The 15,937-nt window shown below is 39.9% G+C and carries 20 protein-coding genes, 3 tRNA genes and 1 pseudogene; 8 read left to right on the forward strand and 16 right to left on the reverse strand.

Features of this window, described 5'->3' with window-relative positions:
* Positions 1–15: 15 nt before the first annotated feature.
* Positions 16–861 carry a phosphatase PAP2 family protein gene (locus tag TSYNT_RS00840; protein WP_059031298.1) on the forward strand — a complete coding sequence of 282 codons (846 nt, stop codon included), beginning with the start codon at positions 16–18 and terminating at the stop codon, positions 859–861.
* A 159-nt stretch (positions 862–1,020) separates the two neighbouring features.
* On the opposite strand, the gene TSYNT_RS00845 is transcribed toward TSYNT_RS00840, so the two are convergent.
* On the reverse strand, positions 1,021–2,454 hold the full coding sequence (locus TSYNT_RS00845) for an RtcB family protein (RefSeq protein ID WP_202859698.1): 1,434 nt from the start codon (positions 2,452–2,454) through the stop codon (positions 1,021–1,023).
* A gap of 161 nt (positions 2,455–2,615) precedes the next feature.
* On the opposite strand from TSYNT_RS00845, the gene TSYNT_RS00850 reads away from it, so the two are divergent.
* Genes TSYNT_RS00850 through TSYNT_RS00860 form a run of 3 tightly spaced genes read left to right on the forward strand, consistent with a single transcriptional unit; the run spans position 2,616 to position 4,484 of the window.
* Positions 2,616–3,734 carry a THUMP domain-containing class I SAM-dependent RNA methyltransferase gene (locus TSYNT_RS00850; RefSeq protein WP_059031299.1) on the forward strand — a complete coding sequence of 373 codons (1,119 nt, stop codon included), beginning with the start codon at positions 2,616–2,618 and terminating at the stop codon, positions 3,732–3,734.
* A gap of 49 nt (positions 3,735–3,783) precedes the next feature.
* A complete protein-coding gene (smpB, locus tag TSYNT_RS00855) occupies positions 3,784–4,251 on the forward strand; it encodes an SsrA-binding protein SmpB (RefSeq protein ID WP_059031300.1) in 468 nt (155 codons plus the stop codon).
* Between the two features lie 26 nt (positions 4,252–4,277).
* Entirely contained in the window at positions 4,278–4,484 is a 207-nt protein-coding gene (locus tag TSYNT_RS00860) for an FmdB family zinc ribbon protein (RefSeq protein ID WP_059031301.1), read from the forward strand.
* A gap of 7 nt (positions 4,485–4,491) precedes the next feature.
* On the opposite strand, the gene TSYNT_RS00865 is transcribed toward TSYNT_RS00860, so the two are convergent.
* Entirely contained in the window at positions 4,492–5,895 is a 1,404-nt protein-coding gene (locus tag TSYNT_RS00865; RefSeq protein ID WP_059031677.1) for an MFS transporter, read from the reverse strand.
* A 131-nt stretch (positions 5,896–6,026) separates the two neighbouring features.
* Between TSYNT_RS00865 and TSYNT_RS00870 the strand changes: the two genes are divergently transcribed.
* From TSYNT_RS00870 to TSYNT_RS00880, 3 genes are all read left to right on the forward strand, one after another.
* Positions 6,027–6,100 (forward strand) — tRNA-Gln (locus tag TSYNT_RS00870).
* 3 nt (positions 6,101–6,103) lie between these two features.
* A tRNA-Glu gene (locus tag TSYNT_RS00875) sits at positions 6,104–6,179 on the forward strand.
* Between the two features lie 136 nt (positions 6,180–6,315).
* Positions 6,316–6,390 (forward strand) — tRNA-Thr (locus TSYNT_RS00880).
* 135 nt (positions 6,391–6,525) lie between these two features.
* Here the strand turns inward: TSYNT_RS00880 and TSYNT_RS00885 are convergent.
* The 4 genes from TSYNT_RS00885 to TSYNT_RS11935 all read right to left on the reverse strand — a co-directional run bounded on the left by TSYNT_RS00885 (position 6,526) and on the right by TSYNT_RS11935 (position 8,436).
* Positions 6,526–7,131 carry an SHOCT domain-containing protein gene (locus TSYNT_RS00885; RefSeq protein ID WP_059031302.1) on the reverse strand — a complete coding sequence of 202 codons (606 nt, stop codon included), beginning with the start codon at positions 7,129–7,131 and terminating at the stop codon, positions 6,526–6,528.
* Between the two features lie 76 nt (positions 7,132–7,207).
* Positions 7,208–7,537 (reverse strand): hypothetical protein, encoded by a 330-nt coding sequence (locus TSYNT_RS00890; protein ID WP_059031303.1) that lies wholly within the window; start codon positions 7,535–7,537, stop codon positions 7,208–7,210.
* On the reverse strand, positions 7,515–8,009 hold the full coding sequence (locus tag TSYNT_RS00895) for a replication-relaxation family protein (protein WP_238142626.1): 495 nt from the start codon (positions 8,007–8,009) through the stop codon (positions 7,515–7,517). Before TSYNT_RS00895 ends, TSYNT_RS00890 begins: the two co-directional genes overlap by 23 nt.
* Positions 7,918–8,436 (reverse strand): hypothetical protein, encoded by a 519-nt coding sequence (locus tag TSYNT_RS11935; RefSeq protein WP_059031305.1) that lies wholly within the window; start codon positions 8,434–8,436, stop codon positions 7,918–7,920. The genes TSYNT_RS00895 and TSYNT_RS11935 overlap by 92 nt, the downstream gene beginning before the upstream one ends.
* 116 nt (positions 8,437–8,552) lie before the next feature.
* Here TSYNT_RS11935 and TSYNT_RS00900 point away from each other — a divergent pair, with 116 nt between their 5' ends.
* On the forward strand, positions 8,553–8,753 hold the full coding sequence (locus tag TSYNT_RS00900) for a helix-turn-helix transcriptional regulator (protein WP_162780975.1): 201 nt from the start codon (positions 8,553–8,555) through the stop codon (positions 8,751–8,753).
* A gap of 337 nt (positions 8,754–9,090) precedes the next feature.
* Here the strand turns inward: TSYNT_RS00900 and TSYNT_RS00905 are convergent, their stop codons facing one another.
* From TSYNT_RS00905 to TSYNT_RS00945, 10 genes and pseudogenes are all read right to left on the reverse strand, one after another.
* The gene (locus TSYNT_RS00905; protein WP_059031307.1) at positions 9,091–9,447 is read right to left on the reverse strand and encodes a phage holin; all 357 of its coding nucleotides are present in this window, start codon (positions 9,445–9,447) and stop codon (positions 9,091–9,093) included.
* Positions 9,448–9,682: 235 nt separating this feature from the next.
* A pseudogene (locus tag TSYNT_RS00910) lies at positions 9,683–10,501 on the reverse strand (SPOR domain-containing protein); the annotation flags it as partial.
* Positions 10,502–10,765, reverse strand: a complete 264-nt coding sequence (locus tag TSYNT_RS00915) for a hypothetical protein (RefSeq protein ID WP_059031308.1) — start codon at positions 10,763–10,765, stop codon at positions 10,502–10,504.
* A gap of 2 nt (positions 10,766–10,767) precedes the next feature.
* Positions 10,768–10,989, reverse strand: coding sequence for a hypothetical protein (locus TSYNT_RS00920; RefSeq protein WP_059031309.1), 222 nt, complete (start codon positions 10,987–10,989; stop codon positions 10,768–10,770).
* Positions 10,990–11,389: 400 nt separating this feature from the next.
* Entirely contained in the window at positions 11,390–11,527 is a 138-nt protein-coding gene (locus TSYNT_RS11850) for a CD1375 family protein (protein ID WP_174221063.1), read from the reverse strand.
* Positions 11,527–11,715 carry a hypothetical protein gene (locus tag TSYNT_RS00925; protein WP_059031310.1) on the reverse strand — a complete coding sequence of 63 codons (189 nt, stop codon included), beginning with the start codon at positions 11,713–11,715 and terminating at the stop codon, positions 11,527–11,529. The genes TSYNT_RS11850 and TSYNT_RS00925 overlap by 1 nt, the downstream gene beginning before the upstream one ends.
* Positions 11,715–13,961, reverse strand: a complete 2,247-nt coding sequence (locus TSYNT_RS00930; protein ID WP_059031311.1) for a hypothetical protein — start codon at positions 13,959–13,961, stop codon at positions 11,715–11,717. Before TSYNT_RS00930 ends, TSYNT_RS00925 begins: the two co-directional genes overlap by 1 nt.
* 346 nt (positions 13,962–14,307) lie before the next feature.
* A complete protein-coding gene (locus tag TSYNT_RS00935) occupies positions 14,308–15,333 on the reverse strand; it encodes a reverse transcriptase/maturase family protein (protein ID WP_059031312.1) in 1,026 nt (341 codons plus the stop codon).
* Positions 15,317–15,691, reverse strand: a complete 375-nt coding sequence (gene avd / locus TSYNT_RS00940) for a diversity-generating retroelement protein Avd (RefSeq protein WP_059031313.1) — start codon at positions 15,689–15,691, stop codon at positions 15,317–15,319. Before avd ends, TSYNT_RS00935 begins: the two co-directional genes overlap by 17 nt.
* Before the next feature lie 19 nt (positions 15,692–15,710).
* Positions 15,711–15,935, reverse strand: coding sequence for a hypothetical protein (locus tag TSYNT_RS00945; RefSeq protein WP_059031314.1), 225 nt, complete (start codon positions 15,933–15,935; stop codon positions 15,711–15,713).
* Positions 15,936–15,937 lie beyond the last annotated feature (2 nt).

The raw sequence follows: 15,937 nt of genomic DNA on the forward strand, positions 1-15,937 counted from the left end.
TTTTGGAGGGCAGATATGGAACTACAAGCTGAAATTATTCAATTTATTCAATCATTTAGTAATCCGTTTCTTGATATTTTCTTTATTATAATTACAAACTTTGGCAGCGCAATTTTTTATCTTATAATGATACCTATATTTTATTGGAGCATAGATAAAAAAATCGGAATAACTTTAGTTATATCACTAATGTTTTCAATGTATCTGAATGTTACACTAAAAAATATTACAGCCATCCCGCGGCCTATCGGCAACCCAGGGATTCGGAGTTTGTTTGTATCATCAGCCGGAGGGTTTTCATTTCCCAGCGGCCATGCCCAAGGAACCGCTACTTTTTGGGGAGTTGTTATGCAGTATTACAGGAGCAGACAAATATATTTTATAGGCATTATAATGATTTTTTTGGTAAGTTTATCAAGATTGTATTTAGGCTTGCACTGGCCTTGGGATGTGGCAGCGGGAATAATACTGGGTCTTTTAATGTCATGGATATTTACAGTAGTGCCGAAAAAATTAAAGCCTCTTCCAATGCTTTATAGCATAATACTTATGATATCGATACCTTTTGGGCTTGCATTTCTTTTTCCATATAAAGACAATTTCATATATATGGGTCTTTCAGCGGGAAGCTTTGTAGGCTACAAGTTTGAAGATTATTTGATAGGTTTTAAGCCACAGTCGAAAAATAAACTTAAAACATTGGAAAAATATGCGATAGGCTTGGGAGGATTTCTACTAATATACACCGTTTTAAAACTTATAATGCCGCAACATGGTTTCTTCTCCCTTTTAAAATACTTTGTTGTAGGAATATGGCTTACATTTGGAGCACCGGCTATATTTTGCCGGCTAAGCTTATAAAACCGCAAAAATTTCTGGTGCAAAATATCATCCCAAACACCGGCGAAGAATCCTTGCCATGGCATGAGAGCCAAGGTAGATTAAGTCTTCTGGATTCTTCGCTTCGTTCAGAATGACAGAAGGGATTATCGCTACTCATATAAGGCTTAAAAATTTAAGTCATGCTTCCTCGCCCTCGCCTTTTATAACTCCTAAGGGTTTAAGTCTTGCGACAGGCTTTGTAAGACCTGCTTCCACCAGTGTATAAACAACTTCATCAATATCTTTATATGCAAGGGGAGCTTCATCGAGCAAGGACTTGATGTTGCTCGTGCTGACTATCACATTGCCTACCTGCTTTCGGAAATCTTTTTTGCTAAATTCCGACCTGGCTTTCTTTCTTGACATCGATCTTCCTGCTCCGTGGTTTACTGAACAGAAGGTTTCCTCTATTTTATCTGTGCCTACCACAACATACGAAGCCGTGCCCATGCTTCCCGGAATAATGGCGGGGTGTCCTGTTTCGCTGTAACATGGCGGATTTGCCGGATGACCTTTGGGCAGAGCTCTTGTTGCTCCTTTTCTGTGAACTAAAAGTTTGATGCCTTTATGTTTTTCTATTTTTGCTATGTTGTGTGCCACATCGTAAAGCAAATCCAAACCCAACTCAGATTCCGGTTTTTTTAATACATCGACAAAGGCTTCTCTTGCTATATGCATTATTAACTGACGGTTACAAAAAGCGTAGTTTGCTGCACAAGCCATAGCTTTTAGGTAGTTTTGACCGTCTTTTGAAAGAATCGGCGCACATGCCAGACCTTTTTGCGGAGGTCTTACTCCATTTTTATCTGAATTTTTCCACATTATATTTGTGTAATCAGTGCAAATTTGATGGCCAAAACCGCGGCTGCCTGTATGAATCATTACATATAAATGTTTTTTCTTAAGCCCGAATTCTGATGCAAGCTTCTCGTCAAAAATCTTTTCTATCTTTCCAATCTCTAAAAAGTGATTACCGCCTCCAATTGTAGCCAATTGGTCGGTTCGGTTTAAGGCCTCCTGCGGTATAGCAGAAATATCTCCGCCTTCAATACATCCATTATCTTCAGTAGCCTCTAAATCTGTTTTTCTACCAAATCCCTTTTCGACATAGTATTTTGCGCCTTTTAATGCTATGCTCTCCATATCCGGTTTTTTAAATTCCTTTATTTCGCTGGATTTCCCGACTCCGGCTGGTACTTTCTTTGCGATTTCTTTTAAAATTTTCCCAATAATTTCTTTGTCAATTTCATCAGTTGAAATTTTTGTTGTCATCAATCTAACACCGCAATTTATATCCATGCCCACCGCTCCGGCAGAAACTACACCTCCATCGTACCGCACAGCCATGACCCCTCCTATTGGCAGTCCATAGCCTGTGTGGATGTCAGGCATGCCAATTACAGGGCTTACTATACCGGGAAGAAGTGAAGCATTGTAAAGTTGAAAAATGGATTCATCCTCGGTAAATTCATTAAAAAGTCTTTGGCTCAGATAAACTCGGATTTCTATATTGTTTCCTTTTGGTACCATTGTATAGCAATTTTTTGACACTTCTTTTAATTGTTCTTTCACTTGCATGACCTCCAACTTTGCATTGTCGCCATTGTACCTACAGCTTATCTTATCCGATAATCATTTTCAACTGTTTCAAGGCTTTAAGTTCTATTTTAATTTCGCTTGTATATCTGATATAATTAATGCAAAATATTAATCGGTATCGGGAGGGAAAGAGCATGGCAACAATCACATTTATAGCACCTGTGGTTTTTGGGGTAGAATCTGTTACAGCAAGAGAGCTGAGGAAACTAGGGTATGAAGATATATCTGTAAAAGACGGCAAAGTTGAGTTCGTAGGAAACGAGGAGGCAATTTGCCGATCAAATATCTGGCTGCGTTCTGCTGAACGGGTTTTGATAAAATTGGGAGAATTTCACGCCGACACCTACGATGAACTTTTCGAAAGAACAAAGGCTCTTCCCTGGGAAGAATGGATACCTGAAAACGGCCAATTCCCTGTAAAGGGATATTCTCTAAAATCTCAACTTCACAGTGTGCCTGACTGTCAGTCAATTATAAAGAAGGCAATTGTTGAGAGACTGAAAATCTCTTATAAGAAGAATTGGTTTGAAGAAGACGGACCTTTATACAGAGTTCAATTCTCCCTAATGAAAGACGAGGCTACTTTAATGATAGATACCAGTGGTGTCGGACTGCACAAAAGAGGCTACAGAGAAAAATCCAATATTGCCCCATTGAAAGAAACTCTTGCAGCAGCCCTGGTACTTTTAACTAAATGGAAAAGCGATAAACCTTTTCTAGATCCGTTCTGCGGCTCCGGAACTATCCCAATTGAAGCTGCTCTTATAGGAACCAACACTGCGCCAGGCCTTAGAAGAAGATTTGTATCCGAAAAATGGCCGCAGATTCCAAAAAAAATGTGGAATAGTGCAAGAACAGAAGCTCGCTCTTTGATAAAGAATGAAAAACTCGAAATTCGCGGCTCTGATATTGACAAAGATGCCGTAGCCCTTTCTGAGGAAAATTCTCGTAGAGCACAGGTAAGTGAACATATCATATTTGAGCAAGCAGATGTAAAAGACATAGAACCATTTGGCGATTACGGCTGCATCGTATGCAACCCGCCTTACGGTGAACGTATGGGAGAGGAACATGAAGTCGAGGAGATTTACAGAAAAATGGGCAAGGCTTTTAAGCGATTCGATACATGGTCAAAATATATATTGACCCCTCATAAAAACTTTGAATACTTTTTTGGTGAAAAGGCAGATAAAAATAGGAAATTATACAATGGCATGATAAAATGTTATTATTATCAATATTTCAGCCGTTAATATTAGAAATTAATCTAATTTATAGTTTTCAGTAAACGGAGGTGACAACTTGGAGAAAAAGTCCCGAGACCTTATAATTAATCGTAAGGCCAGACATGATTATCATATTTTGGAAACTTTCGAGGCGGGAATTGCTCTTTCCGGAACTGAGGTAAAATCGCTGCGAGAAGGAAAGGGAAACTTAAAAGATAGCTTTGCGCGAATTGAAAATGGAGAAATTTTTTTATACAATATGCATATAAGTCCATATGAAAAAGGAAATATTTATAACAAGGACCCATTGCGACCTAGAAAACTGCTTATGCATAAAAAAGAAATAAATCGTCTTTTATCAAAAGTAAAGGAAAAGGGGCTTACTCTTGTGCCGCTCAGATTATATCTTAACGAACGAGGACTTGTTAAAGTCGAGCTTGCTTTAGCTAAAGGCAAGGCTTTATATGATAAGCGGGAAGATGCGCGGCAAAAGGACGCATCTCGAGAGATAGAAAAGGCTTTTAAAGAATTTAATAAAGTATAATATCAGCTTATTGAGGAAGTGAAAAAATGCCAACATTTGATTTTGAATGTCAAAAATGCGGTCACCGCTTTAGTGAGTTTGTAAGCATAAAAGATAAAGAAAAAGTACGCTGTCCGATTTGCGAAGGTGAAGTAAAACAGCTTTTTACCGGATTTCTATTTACGAGAAAAAACGGCTCCGGCGGCTCATCTTGCAGCTCATGCAGCGGCAATTGCAGTTCCTGCAGCCATTGATAGCTTATTAATCTTCTTGTTTCTTTATATCCGGTTTACCTCTTACCGCCGATGTAAGGGCACACAATATATCCAGTGCCATACCGGCTAAGTAAGCTATACGTATGGCAGCCATGAATGCATCCGGCTCAGGCAGTCCCTTAGTTATAGAAAAATATTGGTTGTAATTAGAAAATACCGCACCGCCTACAGCGATTCCCATTACCATTCCTACATTTCGCATTGTGGCCAGAAAAGAAGATGCGATGCCCAGTCTGTCACGCGGCACGCTGCCCATCACTGAGCTATTATTAGGCGACTGGAAAAGGCCATTTCCTATCCCGAATACTGCTAGAACTATCACAATATGCAAAATTGGGCTATCCAGCGTTAGTGTAGACATTAAAAATATACCTAAAGCACTTATTGCAGCGCCTAGGGTGCTAAGCCCGCGGGCGCCTATTTTATCCGATAATATGCCGCTGATAGGAGATACTATCAGCATTACCACAGGAAAAGCTGTCATAACCGCGCCTGCAGTACTTGCTGACAGTCCTTTTTGGGTAAGATAGAAAGGTGTTAAAAACGTCATTATGTATTGAGCGCTAAAATTAAGCAGTGTACTTATTGTTCCGGCTGTAAAAAGTCTGTTCTTAAACAGCGACAAATCTAACAAAGGTTCAGGATGCCGGCTCTCTATGATAATAAACGCCAATATTGAAAGCACTCCCAGGGCAAGCAGTGCTATTCCTATAGCCGATGTCCATCCCCATTGGCTTCCGCGGTTTATGTATAAAAGCAAGGAAAATAAAAATAGAAACGCCAGTAAAGCGCCTATTGTATCAAAGCGCTCATCTCTGCGATCATAAGTCTTTGGCAAAACAATTTGTGCCCATATCAGTGCTATAAAGCCTATTGGCACATTAATGAAAAAGATATATTCCCACCCAAGTGTTGATACAAGAAATCCGCCTAAACTCGGACCTATTGCAAGTCCCACCGCTACCGACATAGCATTCATTCCCAGGGCTTTACCCCGCTCTGTTGCGGGAAATACAGCAGTCAAAATAGCAGGTGCCATGGAAAGCAGCATTCCCCCACCTATGGCTTGAAAAACTCTGCCGGCTATAAGGGCAGATATGCTGTGCGATAATCCACACAGGGCCGATGCAACTGTGAATATTAAAAGTCCTGTTTGGTATATAGGCCTATAACCTTTTATATCGCCTAGCCTGCCGAACATAAGCAGCGTGCTGCTTACTACTAAAAGGTACGCCATAGATACCCAGCTTACAATTTCCAGCGGAGCATTAAAAACCTTCGTCAAGGTAGGCATTGCTATATTCATGATACTGCCGTCTATGGGAGCCATTATGCTTCCAAGCATTACGGCTATAAGAATAGACCATTTGCTTTTGTTTTCCCTGTTCATCATGAAAATATTATATCACTTCAAATATTAAAAAATCAATTTATGGAAGAATTTTATTTTTAGTCATTCGCCGCTCTTGACATCCATTAGCCAATCCTTTATAATTTATAAATGCAGGCGTTAAAAATATTTGCGGGATTGTGTAACGGTAGCACTCATGACTCTGGATCATGCTGTCCAGGTTCGAATCCTGGTCCCGCAGCCATATGGCCTTATCGTCTAGTGGTTGAGGACACCGCCCTCTCACGGCGGCGACGGGGGTTCGAATCCCCCTAAGGCTACCAAATACGAAGCAAAAACCTCCACTTAAAATTTTGGAGGTTTTTTTTCATCTTGGCCGTTATCGTGATATACATAAAACAAAAGCTAATTTTTGACCTGTTGACTTAAATCTTTAAACATTGTAAAATAATAAGGCAAGCTGATGTGGCTCAGTGGTAGAGCAGCGCACTCGTAATGCGCAGGTCGCCGGTTCGAATCCGGCCATCAGCTCCATTATGAAAATAGCACCCCGCAAGGCTTTGCGGGGTTTTTGTTTTGCAAACAAATTTATGCTTAAAGCTGTTTTGCAAACGAATCGCAAACAAAGAAATCATAATTAAATATAACGCACCATTATAGAACATTAAGTCACATCTTTGATAATAATTCTTTCTTTTTAACTTCAAATTCTTCCTGAGTAATAATACCCTGCTCCTTTAGTTCAGCTAGTTTTCGAATTTGCTCCGGTATATCTATAGCCGCCGGAGCTTCTTTTGTTTCTGCTGCGGGATTTTCTTTTATATATTCCTGCCTGGCTCTTGCAAGAGCGCTGGCCAGCGCCCCGGCCTTTTGTGTTTCAAAAACAACAGTATTTTCTATCCCGTTTTCCTCGTATATCACCACAAGGTAATTCTTTTGTGTCTTTGTTTTCTTTTTCATGCCAAAAGCAAACACGCCAAACAACAGAAGCCGCCCAAGAGTCACATCCTTGTGTATCTGCTCTTCTGTTTTAAATTCGGCCTTTTTAATATTTTCTATCGATATAATAAGCCCAGCAAAAGGAAACATTACTTCAAAGAATATCCCAGCTTTATTAATTGTAATGACCCCATCACTTGATTGAGGTAACTCAGGATGGCCCCCTAAATATTTTCCAGCACTTACTCCATACGCTGGGCCAGCTTCTTTGAGCTTTTGCTTAAACACCTGTTTTTTATTTGGTTCACTTAAATTTTTTTTGCCAAAAATAGACATATTCAACACCCCCAAATTAATATTCTATGGATAAAAGTAATATCCTTTAAATAAACACAAAATTCAAAGTATAATATTAAAATTTTTTATTCAACTTTTTCAATACCTTTTCATACTGATAGCTTATCATATCGTGTTTGAGCCGACTATAAACTTCATGCCGCGGATCAGTATGCTTCCTGGGGCCTGTGCAAACTTCATCGTTTATGAAGTTTGCCAGCTCTTCAAACTCTTCATCGCTCAATGTCCTAATCTTTTCTTTGCATTCCAACCACAATCGTTTGCTTATCGCATTTTGGCGGGCCAGCATCTTTCTATGTGCTGCCTGTCTCTCCTTTTGCCCTATTCTGCCTATCATTTTACCTATACTAAACCCGATACTTTTACCCATACCGGCAAATCTCATCGATCATCTTCTCCTCTCCCACAACCTTGATAATTTTTGATTCTTCATACTCTCCACCGGCCACCACGATCGGAAAAACTGGAAGGATATTTCCCCAGGCTCCTGACAGATATAGCCGTTCGTATTTTTTTATATCCACTCGCCCCGAAATTTGCGCCTCATAGGCTATTAAATACCTCTTTGAGTATATTTCTATCTCTGCTAAAACATCGGGCCTAATTTTGCCCAAAATCGGCTCCAAAATCCAGTTTGTGATATTTTGATAATACCTAACATAAAAATCTGTTATTTTGAGGGTATGAGCCCAGCTTTTTTGCTTTTTGCCGATGTAATATACATACGGAGCTCCGACATGATTTCTCGTTCTTTTTACAAGGCCTTCATCGCATAACACCTTTAGTCTGCGCCTTGCGATTTTTTCTCTTTGTTTTGCTGCTGGACAAAGTATCAAAGATGCTTGAGCTGCCGTCATTGCTCGAACCTTCTCCAAGTGCTCCAAAAGCTGGTAGTCTCTCTCGGTTATCATCATTCTTCACCACCTTTCTATGAGGCTTCAACATTTCAATCAGTTCTTTTTCTTTCACGTATGGCACCTGCACCGTAATACGTTTTGCAGGTGTATCCAAAATGGCCCTGCCCTTATGCTGCAAAAAAACGCCGTCATAATTACCACGGCCTAGGGCTACCTCGCTGTCAGCTTCGCTCTTTGTTGCAAAGCATACTGTAGCCGGTAGGTTGCACTTGAGTATTCCCGGCAGGTATTCATGGCTGGACCTTTGAGTTGCAATGATCAGGTGAACATCAACAGATCTGGCGGTTCTTGCAATATAGCAAAGAGTTTCGAAAGCCTCTTTTCTGAAAAGAATGTTTAGGCTATGATATATACCAATTGTTGCCATACCCGAAACAGCTGCAATGCATATATTGCAAAAGCTGCAAAAAATATGACAACCTCAAACAAATTAGAAGGAAAACAGAAACTGCACAGAGAATATGAATCTGTGGAGTGATGTGCATGAAACTGCGACCGCTGATAAGAGAAAGACGAATGGAAAAGCACCTAACGCAGAAGCAGTTCGCGGAGCTGCTGGGCACGCGGCAGGGTGTGGTGTCGAGATGGGAAAACGGGCATGATTACCCTTCGCTGCCATACCTGATAAAAATAGAAAAAATCCTGGATTGCACTCTCCAGGATTTGTTTGAAGCGGAAGAATAAACGCTCTAAGATAAACTTAGGGCGTCTTTTTTATTGCATTCGCACAGTTTTGTACAAAGATACATATGTTATGTACAAAAACGCCCCCCAGCCTAGGCTGTACAAAATCCATAGGTTGCAGACAGCCCTTTATCCTTTGCTATGCATGGCTTAGACGCCATTGCTGCACCTATATACAGTAGTGGGTGTGGATTTTTTGCCCTTCTATCCACACTTTTTGGGGCCTTTTTTCGGCCACTTTTATTCACAGTTCTGAATATATAAAAGCAAAAAAATAAAGGCTCCCGAAGGAGCCTGGGAAAATAAAAAATCCCCCGGCATTAACCGGGGGTGTCTTTCATGATATAGATTTTGCCCATTCTTCTCCAAAAGCATCTTTTAATTCTCTCAGGGCTGCTTCAATTAGTCCTTTCACCTCATCGGTTGTAAGTTTTAAACCGACTTTTTCTGCCTGCGCTACTAACCACTCTGCTGCCTTCTGATACTTTTCTTCTCCCTTTAGGTCCTTATAGACCTGCTCTACAAAACGCACTGCCAGGGTAGCGAGTTCCTGTTTTGTTGCCAGCTCGCCCTGGATTCTTTTTATAGTCTCAACGCCCAGCTTTTTCTTAAGCCAGCTAACAAACATCGCGACGGCCAAAGTAATCAGGATTACCAAAACATCATAGGTAAGATTTAAAATCAGTTCTTTCATTTTTCTGTTCCTCCTATCCCACGACTTCTATGTCGCTTGTGTTTACCCAGCTTACAATCTCTTTGAGCAGAACCTTTCCGTTGCCGACTTGCTGCACGGTGTAAGTGTTGCCTTTAACCCAGTTTGGTATCGTCTGGCCAGTGCTGTATTTTGTGGCCGTGCTTTTTATCTTAACCTTGGATCCTACTTTAAGCGTAGGGGCCGGATCCTGTGCCTGCCCTGCCGGCGTTCCTGCCTCGGTTGTTATAAAGCAGTCAAAGCCGTCAGATTTAAGCTTCCTGGCCATGGCTTCGGCATTTGCTCTTTGGCTATATGCTCCTACTTGCACCTTAAAAAGGCCTCCGGCCATAATGATATAAGTGTCATATCCTTTGGCCTTCAGTTTGGATGCTTGTGCATCCGCGTTTGCTTTTTGGCTGTACGCTCCTACCTGCACCCTATAAAGAGTGCTGGGTTTTGGTGCCGGTGTAACTGGAGCTGCAGTTCCTTGGGCCAGTTTCTTCGCCACGTCAGCACGGAACGTGTCCATATTCTTACCATGCTTTGGGAACCAGTGCATGACGTCTCCGTGATTGCTAGCTATGCCTAATTTAGCCCCTTCACTGTGACAAATGAGCCAAGGTTTCTCAGGTTTTATATTATATAGCTTGCAAAGATAGGCGCAAAATTCTACGGCCTCCTGGTATACTTTATTGAAATATACCGGATCTGTCAGCCCATCCTCGCAGATCTCAAAGCCGATGTGTGTATCATTAGCCTTGCCTCCAGCGTGCCAGCCCCGATGGTCCCAGGGCAAAGTCTGATATGTGGCAATGCTACCATCTGCCAATTTTCCTATGAAGGCATGAACACACTTCTGTTGTCCATCTGGTCGCGGCTGGTTCCAATGGTTGTTATACGAATTATGGCCCAGGAGCCCATCATCAGGCCCTACATAACGTCTTAGATTAGGATTGTTGGCTCCGGTGCTGTGCACCATGATACCCTGCACCTTGATTTTTTGCCCTGCTTTATAGCACTCGTTGTTTGTGAGAAACAATTTGCGAAGGTTCATTTACATCCCTCCTTCCCCGTTACTCTCTTTTTGCGTCATAACCGAGTCATATACTATTCCGCCTTTTGTATTTTCCCGCTCCGCCTTGCGGTAGTAAAAGGCCGTCGCTGTTGCAAGTTCTGTAAAAACGGCGGGGATTAAATAGGCCAGGGGCGAGAGATCTCCTGTCCTGTAGATCATTGCGCATGAAAAAATGACCACGCTTATGGTCATTATGGAAACACCGATGAATAAAATTTTGGAGAACTCAATCCTCTTTTTCATGTTTATCGCCTTGCTCGTTCCAACAATTCATCAATTTTGGCTTCTTGCCGAGTCAGGTTAACCTGTATCAATGTCGTAAGATTTTCTAATGCTTTTGTGTTATTCTTAACTACCTCGGTAAGCTCGTTTTCTGATTTATTCTTCATCCATCGATCCACTAAATAAATTAAACCCGCCACCGCAAATATGGCGAGGCCATATTGAGCAATTTCAGGTCCTGGCATTGTATCCTCTCCTTCCATGACTAGGCATAAAAATAACACCTTTTAAGGTGTTTGATGAGAATGTTCTTGTATTAATGCATTGATCATATTCTCTTTTTCTAAGTTTTCATTGACGAGTCTGGCAATTATTTCATTCTGCTTATTAATCACTTTGCTTTGGTCTTCTATTAATTCAAGTTATGATGTCTAAAAATGCAGCGCCTAAAACGGCCATAAGGGATAAGAAATATACTCTTTCCGGAAACATGATATATCCTATCTAGCTAGCGATAAGCCCTAGAAAAGGTTTTGCTCCAGTGAATGCTTTGCTAATGTATTCAGCTATACTTTTTAACTCTTCTGTATTCACCTCTTTACCCCCAATAAAAAATATAAAAAGAAGGGCGATGATCAGCCCCTCTTATTGCTCTCCTTCAACTTCTGCAGCTAGATATTCTGCAACTGGTATTTGATATATTTCTGGTATTTCCTCAATCGTTCTTCTTTTAGCTTTAATTAAAAGTGCATACACTGGAATCATGTACTCTCTAACTTTCATTATTTAGCACCCCCTTCTAATGCTTCCACTCTAGCTCTTAATTCTTCCACTTCCCCTGCAAGCTTTTCCATGTCTTCATAAAGCATAGCTATGACTTCTAGTGTATCTGCCTGTATTTCTATTTTCTTTTTTTCTTCCTCTTCTTTTATCTCGCTGATTGGTTTCTCATTAATTATCTTAACAGCCATTATTTAAAAGCACCTCCATATCCACTTAAGTAGCTTTTTTCTGTTGCAGTTCCTCTTTCTATTATTACTTGTATTCCTACTCCCCATTTATTTGCAGTTTTTGTTTCATTTAAGAAATTGTGATGTCTGCCTATTAATACCTGATCAGTTGCGTCTTCCCAAGTAGGCTCATCATCAAATACATTGTTGCATACAAGGACCTTAAATATTGCTCCTTCAGCTAGTTTATAGGTTGGTGTCACCAGCACTTGGGTGCACATGTCGTCTGTTTCCTTTGCAAATAGGTGCATTAGTCTTGTTACTACCCTGGTAAAGGTATAGTTTCTAATGGCCGTAGCTCCATCATCATCTGTTACTTCAATTCTAATATTGTGTTTTGTGCTATCTAGCTGTAGCCAGTCTAGTTTTTCCATTGTGTAATCATAAGTTTGGCCAGCAATTATTGGATAGGTTTCTTTTAGTTTGTCATCCAGGAATATTTTTGCTGTCATTTGACTTCCTTCAATGTCCGTTGCACTGAACGATACTGTGAATGGTTCTGTTTTTTCTCCTAGATCCTGGTCGCTTCCTGAAATTACTGGAGCACTGTTGGTCCTCCTGAAAGTGTATCTTCTGTATGATATGCCACCTTTACCATCATCAGCGCGTATTTCTATAGTGTTTACTTCATTTAATGGTAGCTCATATAAAGTTTCACTGGATATTTCCATGATTATATCCTCATTTTGTGGAGCATTGGATAGGTTCTTAATAGTGTTTCCATTCAGTTTTTCTGTAATTGTTACATTGTCTCCATCTGGATCATGTACCTGATATACAACTGTAAAGCCTTCGTTTTTATCCCCTATACTGCCATCCACGCCACTAATTATAGGAGCTGCGTTCACTCTCTTGAATGTATATTTTCTTGTTGCGGCTCCCCCTTTATTGTCCATGACTGTAATAGTTATTGTGTTGGTTGCTCCCATTGTAAGTCGTGATAGTGTTTCAGTGTCAATTTCTATATTATAGGTAAAATTCCTTTCAGCATTATTGATTGTTCTTATTGTTTCATTATTTAATTTCTCTACAACTGTTAATATATCGTCTTCATCTGTGTCGTTTACTTGGTATGAAATTTTAAATGGTTCCGTCTTGTCTCCAAGGTCCTGGTCTGTGCCAGAAATCAGAGGAGCAGAATTCAGAACTACAAAGCAGGTGCGGAACCCGTAGGTGCTGAGGGCATTACCCGTATTGCTGTCGAAGTAAGCAAGGCCAGCATTGCCGTAGTCACAGTCGCCGCCACGACGGAACACAGGACCGGAAGAGCTGGGAAAGCCGGAGACCGCACTGTTACCCTGCCAGTTTTTCCATGATGTTGTTCCTTCCCCTTGCTGTGATGTTTCGTGGATCATCATTCCATCTGTTAGTCCTTTAGCTGCATTGTAGTTATTTGGTCTATCGTCAGTAGATCCTACTGGAAATACGTCTTTGTATTTGCTTTCTGCATCAACTAAAGCTTTGCAATATGTGTTTAGGTTTGCATGGCCATTGTTTACATAGCTGGCTACATACTCGTAAGTGTTACCTACCATGTCAAAAATACCTGTCATGTTTCCTGTAGTGGAGCTAGCTCCTGTATTATCTATTCCATTGAGTCCATATCCTGTCTTGTAGTCGCTGTTACTATTTCTATCTGGTCTTTGGTTGCCTATAGCCTTGGCCAGCATTGCTGCAGCTCCCCACTCGGAGTTCTTCATCATATGGGAATCTACTCCATCAGCGTTAGTGGTCAGCTGATTCTTTAAGTCTAGACAGTTAATGAATATATCGTTTACGGTTATACTTCTCCATGCTACCTTATCTGGTTTAAATCCTGGTATACCACCATTGTCTAGGTCCTTATGGGCTGCATATTTTGCTACCCAAATACCTGACAATTCTTGATCTCCGAATGTAAATGCAGGATGTTTTTTGCATGCTCTGCCGTCAATTGTATTGGTATTGTCGTTTATTCCATCGGAAAATCTTATTTTAATTTCTGGATCATCTGCGTATTGAATTGCCCTATAGGTAAACCTCGGTATCCATACCCAAAGGTTGCCCTTAGTGTCTTTTGCATTGGCCCATTTCTTCATGCTAGGGTTGTAGTTGTAATCCCAGTTTTCAACCGTTGTTTCCTGGAAAGTGTGTCCTGAAACATGGTTGACTGGTACCCAGCCAGGCGGTAAAATGGGCCTATTTGCTAGTCCTGAAACTAATGCCATATATAATCCCTCCAAGCTTCGTATATTTTAAATAATAAAAGGCATCTTTCACCTAAAGCTACTAAATGCCTTTTACTGATTTTGTTTTTACCTCTTTATTATCTGAGGAAGGAATAGAGCTCCTTTGGTCTGGTAGCACCGTATAAAAGTCCGTAAACCTTTATAATCTCGCTTAATTGACCAGAGCAGGTGCGGAACCCGTTGTTGCTGTTGGCATTACCCGTATTGTTGTTGAAGTAAGCAAGGCCAGCATTGTCGTTGTTATAGTTGCCGCCACGATGGAACACAGGATTGGAAGAGTTGGGAAAGTTGGAGTTCGCACTGTTACAGCTCTATCCCTACTAGTTTATTTGTTTTTTACTAATACAAAATTCTTAAACATATGATCTATAAGTAAATAGCTGTCGGCATGCTTTGCATACCCTTTCCAGCTATTTATAGACCTTTTTATCTCCTCTAATGTCATTTCTCCATTAGCATATTTCCTTTGATATGCTTTCAATTTTCTTTTCATTTTCTTTTTACTGCAATCTCTTATTTTCATATGAGTTGACCATATTTTGTAACCACAAAAATTGACTCCATTTTTAACCGGAAATATTTGCGTCTTTTTATTTAGTTTAAGTTTCAGCCTCTCATCTAAAAATATTATAATCTCCTTTAGGGCCTGTTGGGCCTCTTCTTTGTTTTTAAATATTAGGACCCAGTCATCCATATATCTAACATACATCTTTACTTTCAGTTTGTGTTTTATGAACATATCTAACTGATGTAGATATAAATTAGCAAACCATTGGGATGTATATGATCCTACTGGTATTCCTGGATCCTCTGTTGTGTCTAATATAACTTTTGTAAGCCACAAAACTTCTGGATCTTTTATTTTACTGGCCACAATGTTATAAAGTATTGTATGGTCTATGCTGAAGAAGTAGCTCTTAATGTCGCCTTTAAGAATATAAGGTCTTTCCCATTTTGCTTCTGCAGTTTTTAAGAATTTTTGCACTCTATATGCTGCTCCATGCATTCCTTTGCCTTCAATACATGCATAGGAGTCATATATGAATGCTTTCCCAAATATAGGGATGATAAAATTCTTTACATACCACTGGTGAATTACTCTATCTCTATAAGGGGCTGCCTTAATAAGTCTTTTCTTAGGCTCGTAAATAGTAAACTCCAAGTATTCTCCTGGAGCATATGTTTTATTTTTTAATTCGTTATACAGTTTTATGATATTGCCTTCTAGATTCATTTCAAATTCAATTACATCTTTTCTAAATCTTTTCCCCTTTTTAGCGCTCTGATGGGCATTTAATAAGCTGGAGAATGTTAATGCTGATTCGAATAAATTCTTATATGTTTTTGCCATTCCTAGTTGATTTTATCCATCCACCTAATATTTTTCCTATTTCATCCAGCCTCCTAGCCCATTCGATATAGTTTTTATTAGATATATACTTATATTTATGAGCTAATCTTACTAAGACTTTTTGTAGCTGCACTTCTGCATCTATCATATTGAGCATTTCTAATCTTTTCTGACTATTTCCATATATTTTATTAGCTCTTAAAATATATTTAAGTGTATCAAACATGCTGTTTTTAAAACTAGCTGCCATAGCATACTTTTCACTTTTGGGGAATTTCCTTATTCTATCATAGGCGTATTCAATCAAATCTACATACTTTTGGTAGATTAGGAGCTCTTTCCTCTGTGTCTGACCCATGATGAACACCCCTTCTGTCTTAGCGAATGCATCTCTTGTTTCTTATCTCGTCTATTGTTTCTCTTTGGCCAGAATACTCAAAGCCAAAATCATTTATAATAATGTATTCCTCTTTTCCTTCATAAGTAGTCCCTTTGATGACTAATTTATCCTGATTGCATAGTTCGCATACAGGCAATAACTCTACAAATAGATTGGATATTATGCATGAAAGTTGGTCTTTTGTGCAAGCGAACTTCTCCATGT

The organism is Tepidanaerobacter syntrophicus, from assembly GCF_001485475.2.
Lineage (GTDB): Bacteria > Bacillota > Thermosediminibacteria > Thermosediminibacterales > Tepidanaerobacteraceae > Tepidanaerobacter > Tepidanaerobacter syntrophicus.

Coding starts and splice junctions, on each gene's coding strand:
- TSYNT_RS00840 (WP_059031298.1), top strand. CDS start 16: ATGGAACTACAAGCTGAAATTATTCAATTTATTCAATCATTTAGTAAT.
- TSYNT_RS00850 (WP_059031299.1), top strand. CDS start 2,616: ATGGCAACAATCACATTTATAGCACCTGTGGTTTTTGGGGTAGAATCT.
- TSYNT_RS00860 (WP_059031301.1), top strand. CDS start 4,278: ATGCCAACATTTGATTTTGAATGTCAAAAATGCGGTCACCGCTTTAGT.
- TSYNT_RS00865 (WP_059031677.1), bottom strand. CDS start 5,895: ATGAACAGGGAAAACAAAAGCAAATGGTCTATTCTTATAGCCGTAATG.
- TSYNT_RS00885 (WP_059031302.1), bottom strand. CDS start 7,131: ATGTCTATTTTTGGCAAAAAAAATTTAAGTGAACCAAATAAAAAACAG.
- TSYNT_RS00890 (WP_059031303.1), bottom strand. CDS start 7,537: ATGAGATTTGCCGGTATGGGTAAAAGTATCGGGTTTAGTATAGGTAAA.
- TSYNT_RS00895 (WP_238142626.1), bottom strand. CDS start 8,009: ATGACGGCAGCTCAAGCATCTTTGATACTTTGTCCAGCAGCAAAACAA.
- TSYNT_RS11935 (WP_059031305.1), bottom strand. CDS start 8,436: ATGGCAACAATTGGTATATATCATAGCCTAAACATTCTTTTCAGAAAA.
- TSYNT_RS00900 (WP_162780975.1), top strand. CDS start 8,553: ATGAAACTGCGACCGCTGATAAGAGAAAGACGAATGGAAAAGCACCTA.
- TSYNT_RS00905 (WP_059031307.1), bottom strand. CDS start 9,447: ATGAAAGAACTGATTTTAAATCTTACCTATGATGTTTTGGTAATCCTG.
- TSYNT_RS00915 (WP_059031308.1), bottom strand. CDS start 10,765: ATGAAAAAGAGGATTGAGTTCTCCAAAATTTTATTCATCGGTGTTTCC.
- TSYNT_RS00920 (WP_059031309.1), bottom strand. CDS start 10,989: ATGCCAGGACCTGAAATTGCTCAATATGGCCTCGCCATATTTGCGGTG.
- TSYNT_RS11850 (WP_174221063.1), bottom strand. CDS start 11,527: ATGAAAGTTAGAGAGTACATGATTCCAGTGTATGCACTTTTAATTAAA.
- TSYNT_RS00925 (WP_059031310.1), bottom strand. CDS start 11,715: ATGGCTGTTAAGATAATTAATGAGAAACCAATCAGCGAGATAAAAGAA.
- TSYNT_RS00930 (WP_059031311.1), bottom strand. CDS start 13,961: ATGGCATTAGTTTCAGGACTAGCAAATAGGCCCATTTTACCGCCTGGC.
- TSYNT_RS00935 (WP_059031312.1), bottom strand. CDS start 15,333: ATGGCAAAAACATATAAGAATTTATTCGAATCAGCATTAACATTCTCC.
- avd (WP_059031313.1), bottom strand. CDS start 15,691: ATGGGTCAGACACAGAGGAAAGAGCTCCTAATCTACCAAAAGTATGTA.
- TSYNT_RS00945 (WP_059031314.1), bottom strand. CDS start 15,935: ATGGAGAAGTTCGCTTGCACAAAAGACCAACTTTCATGCATAATATCC.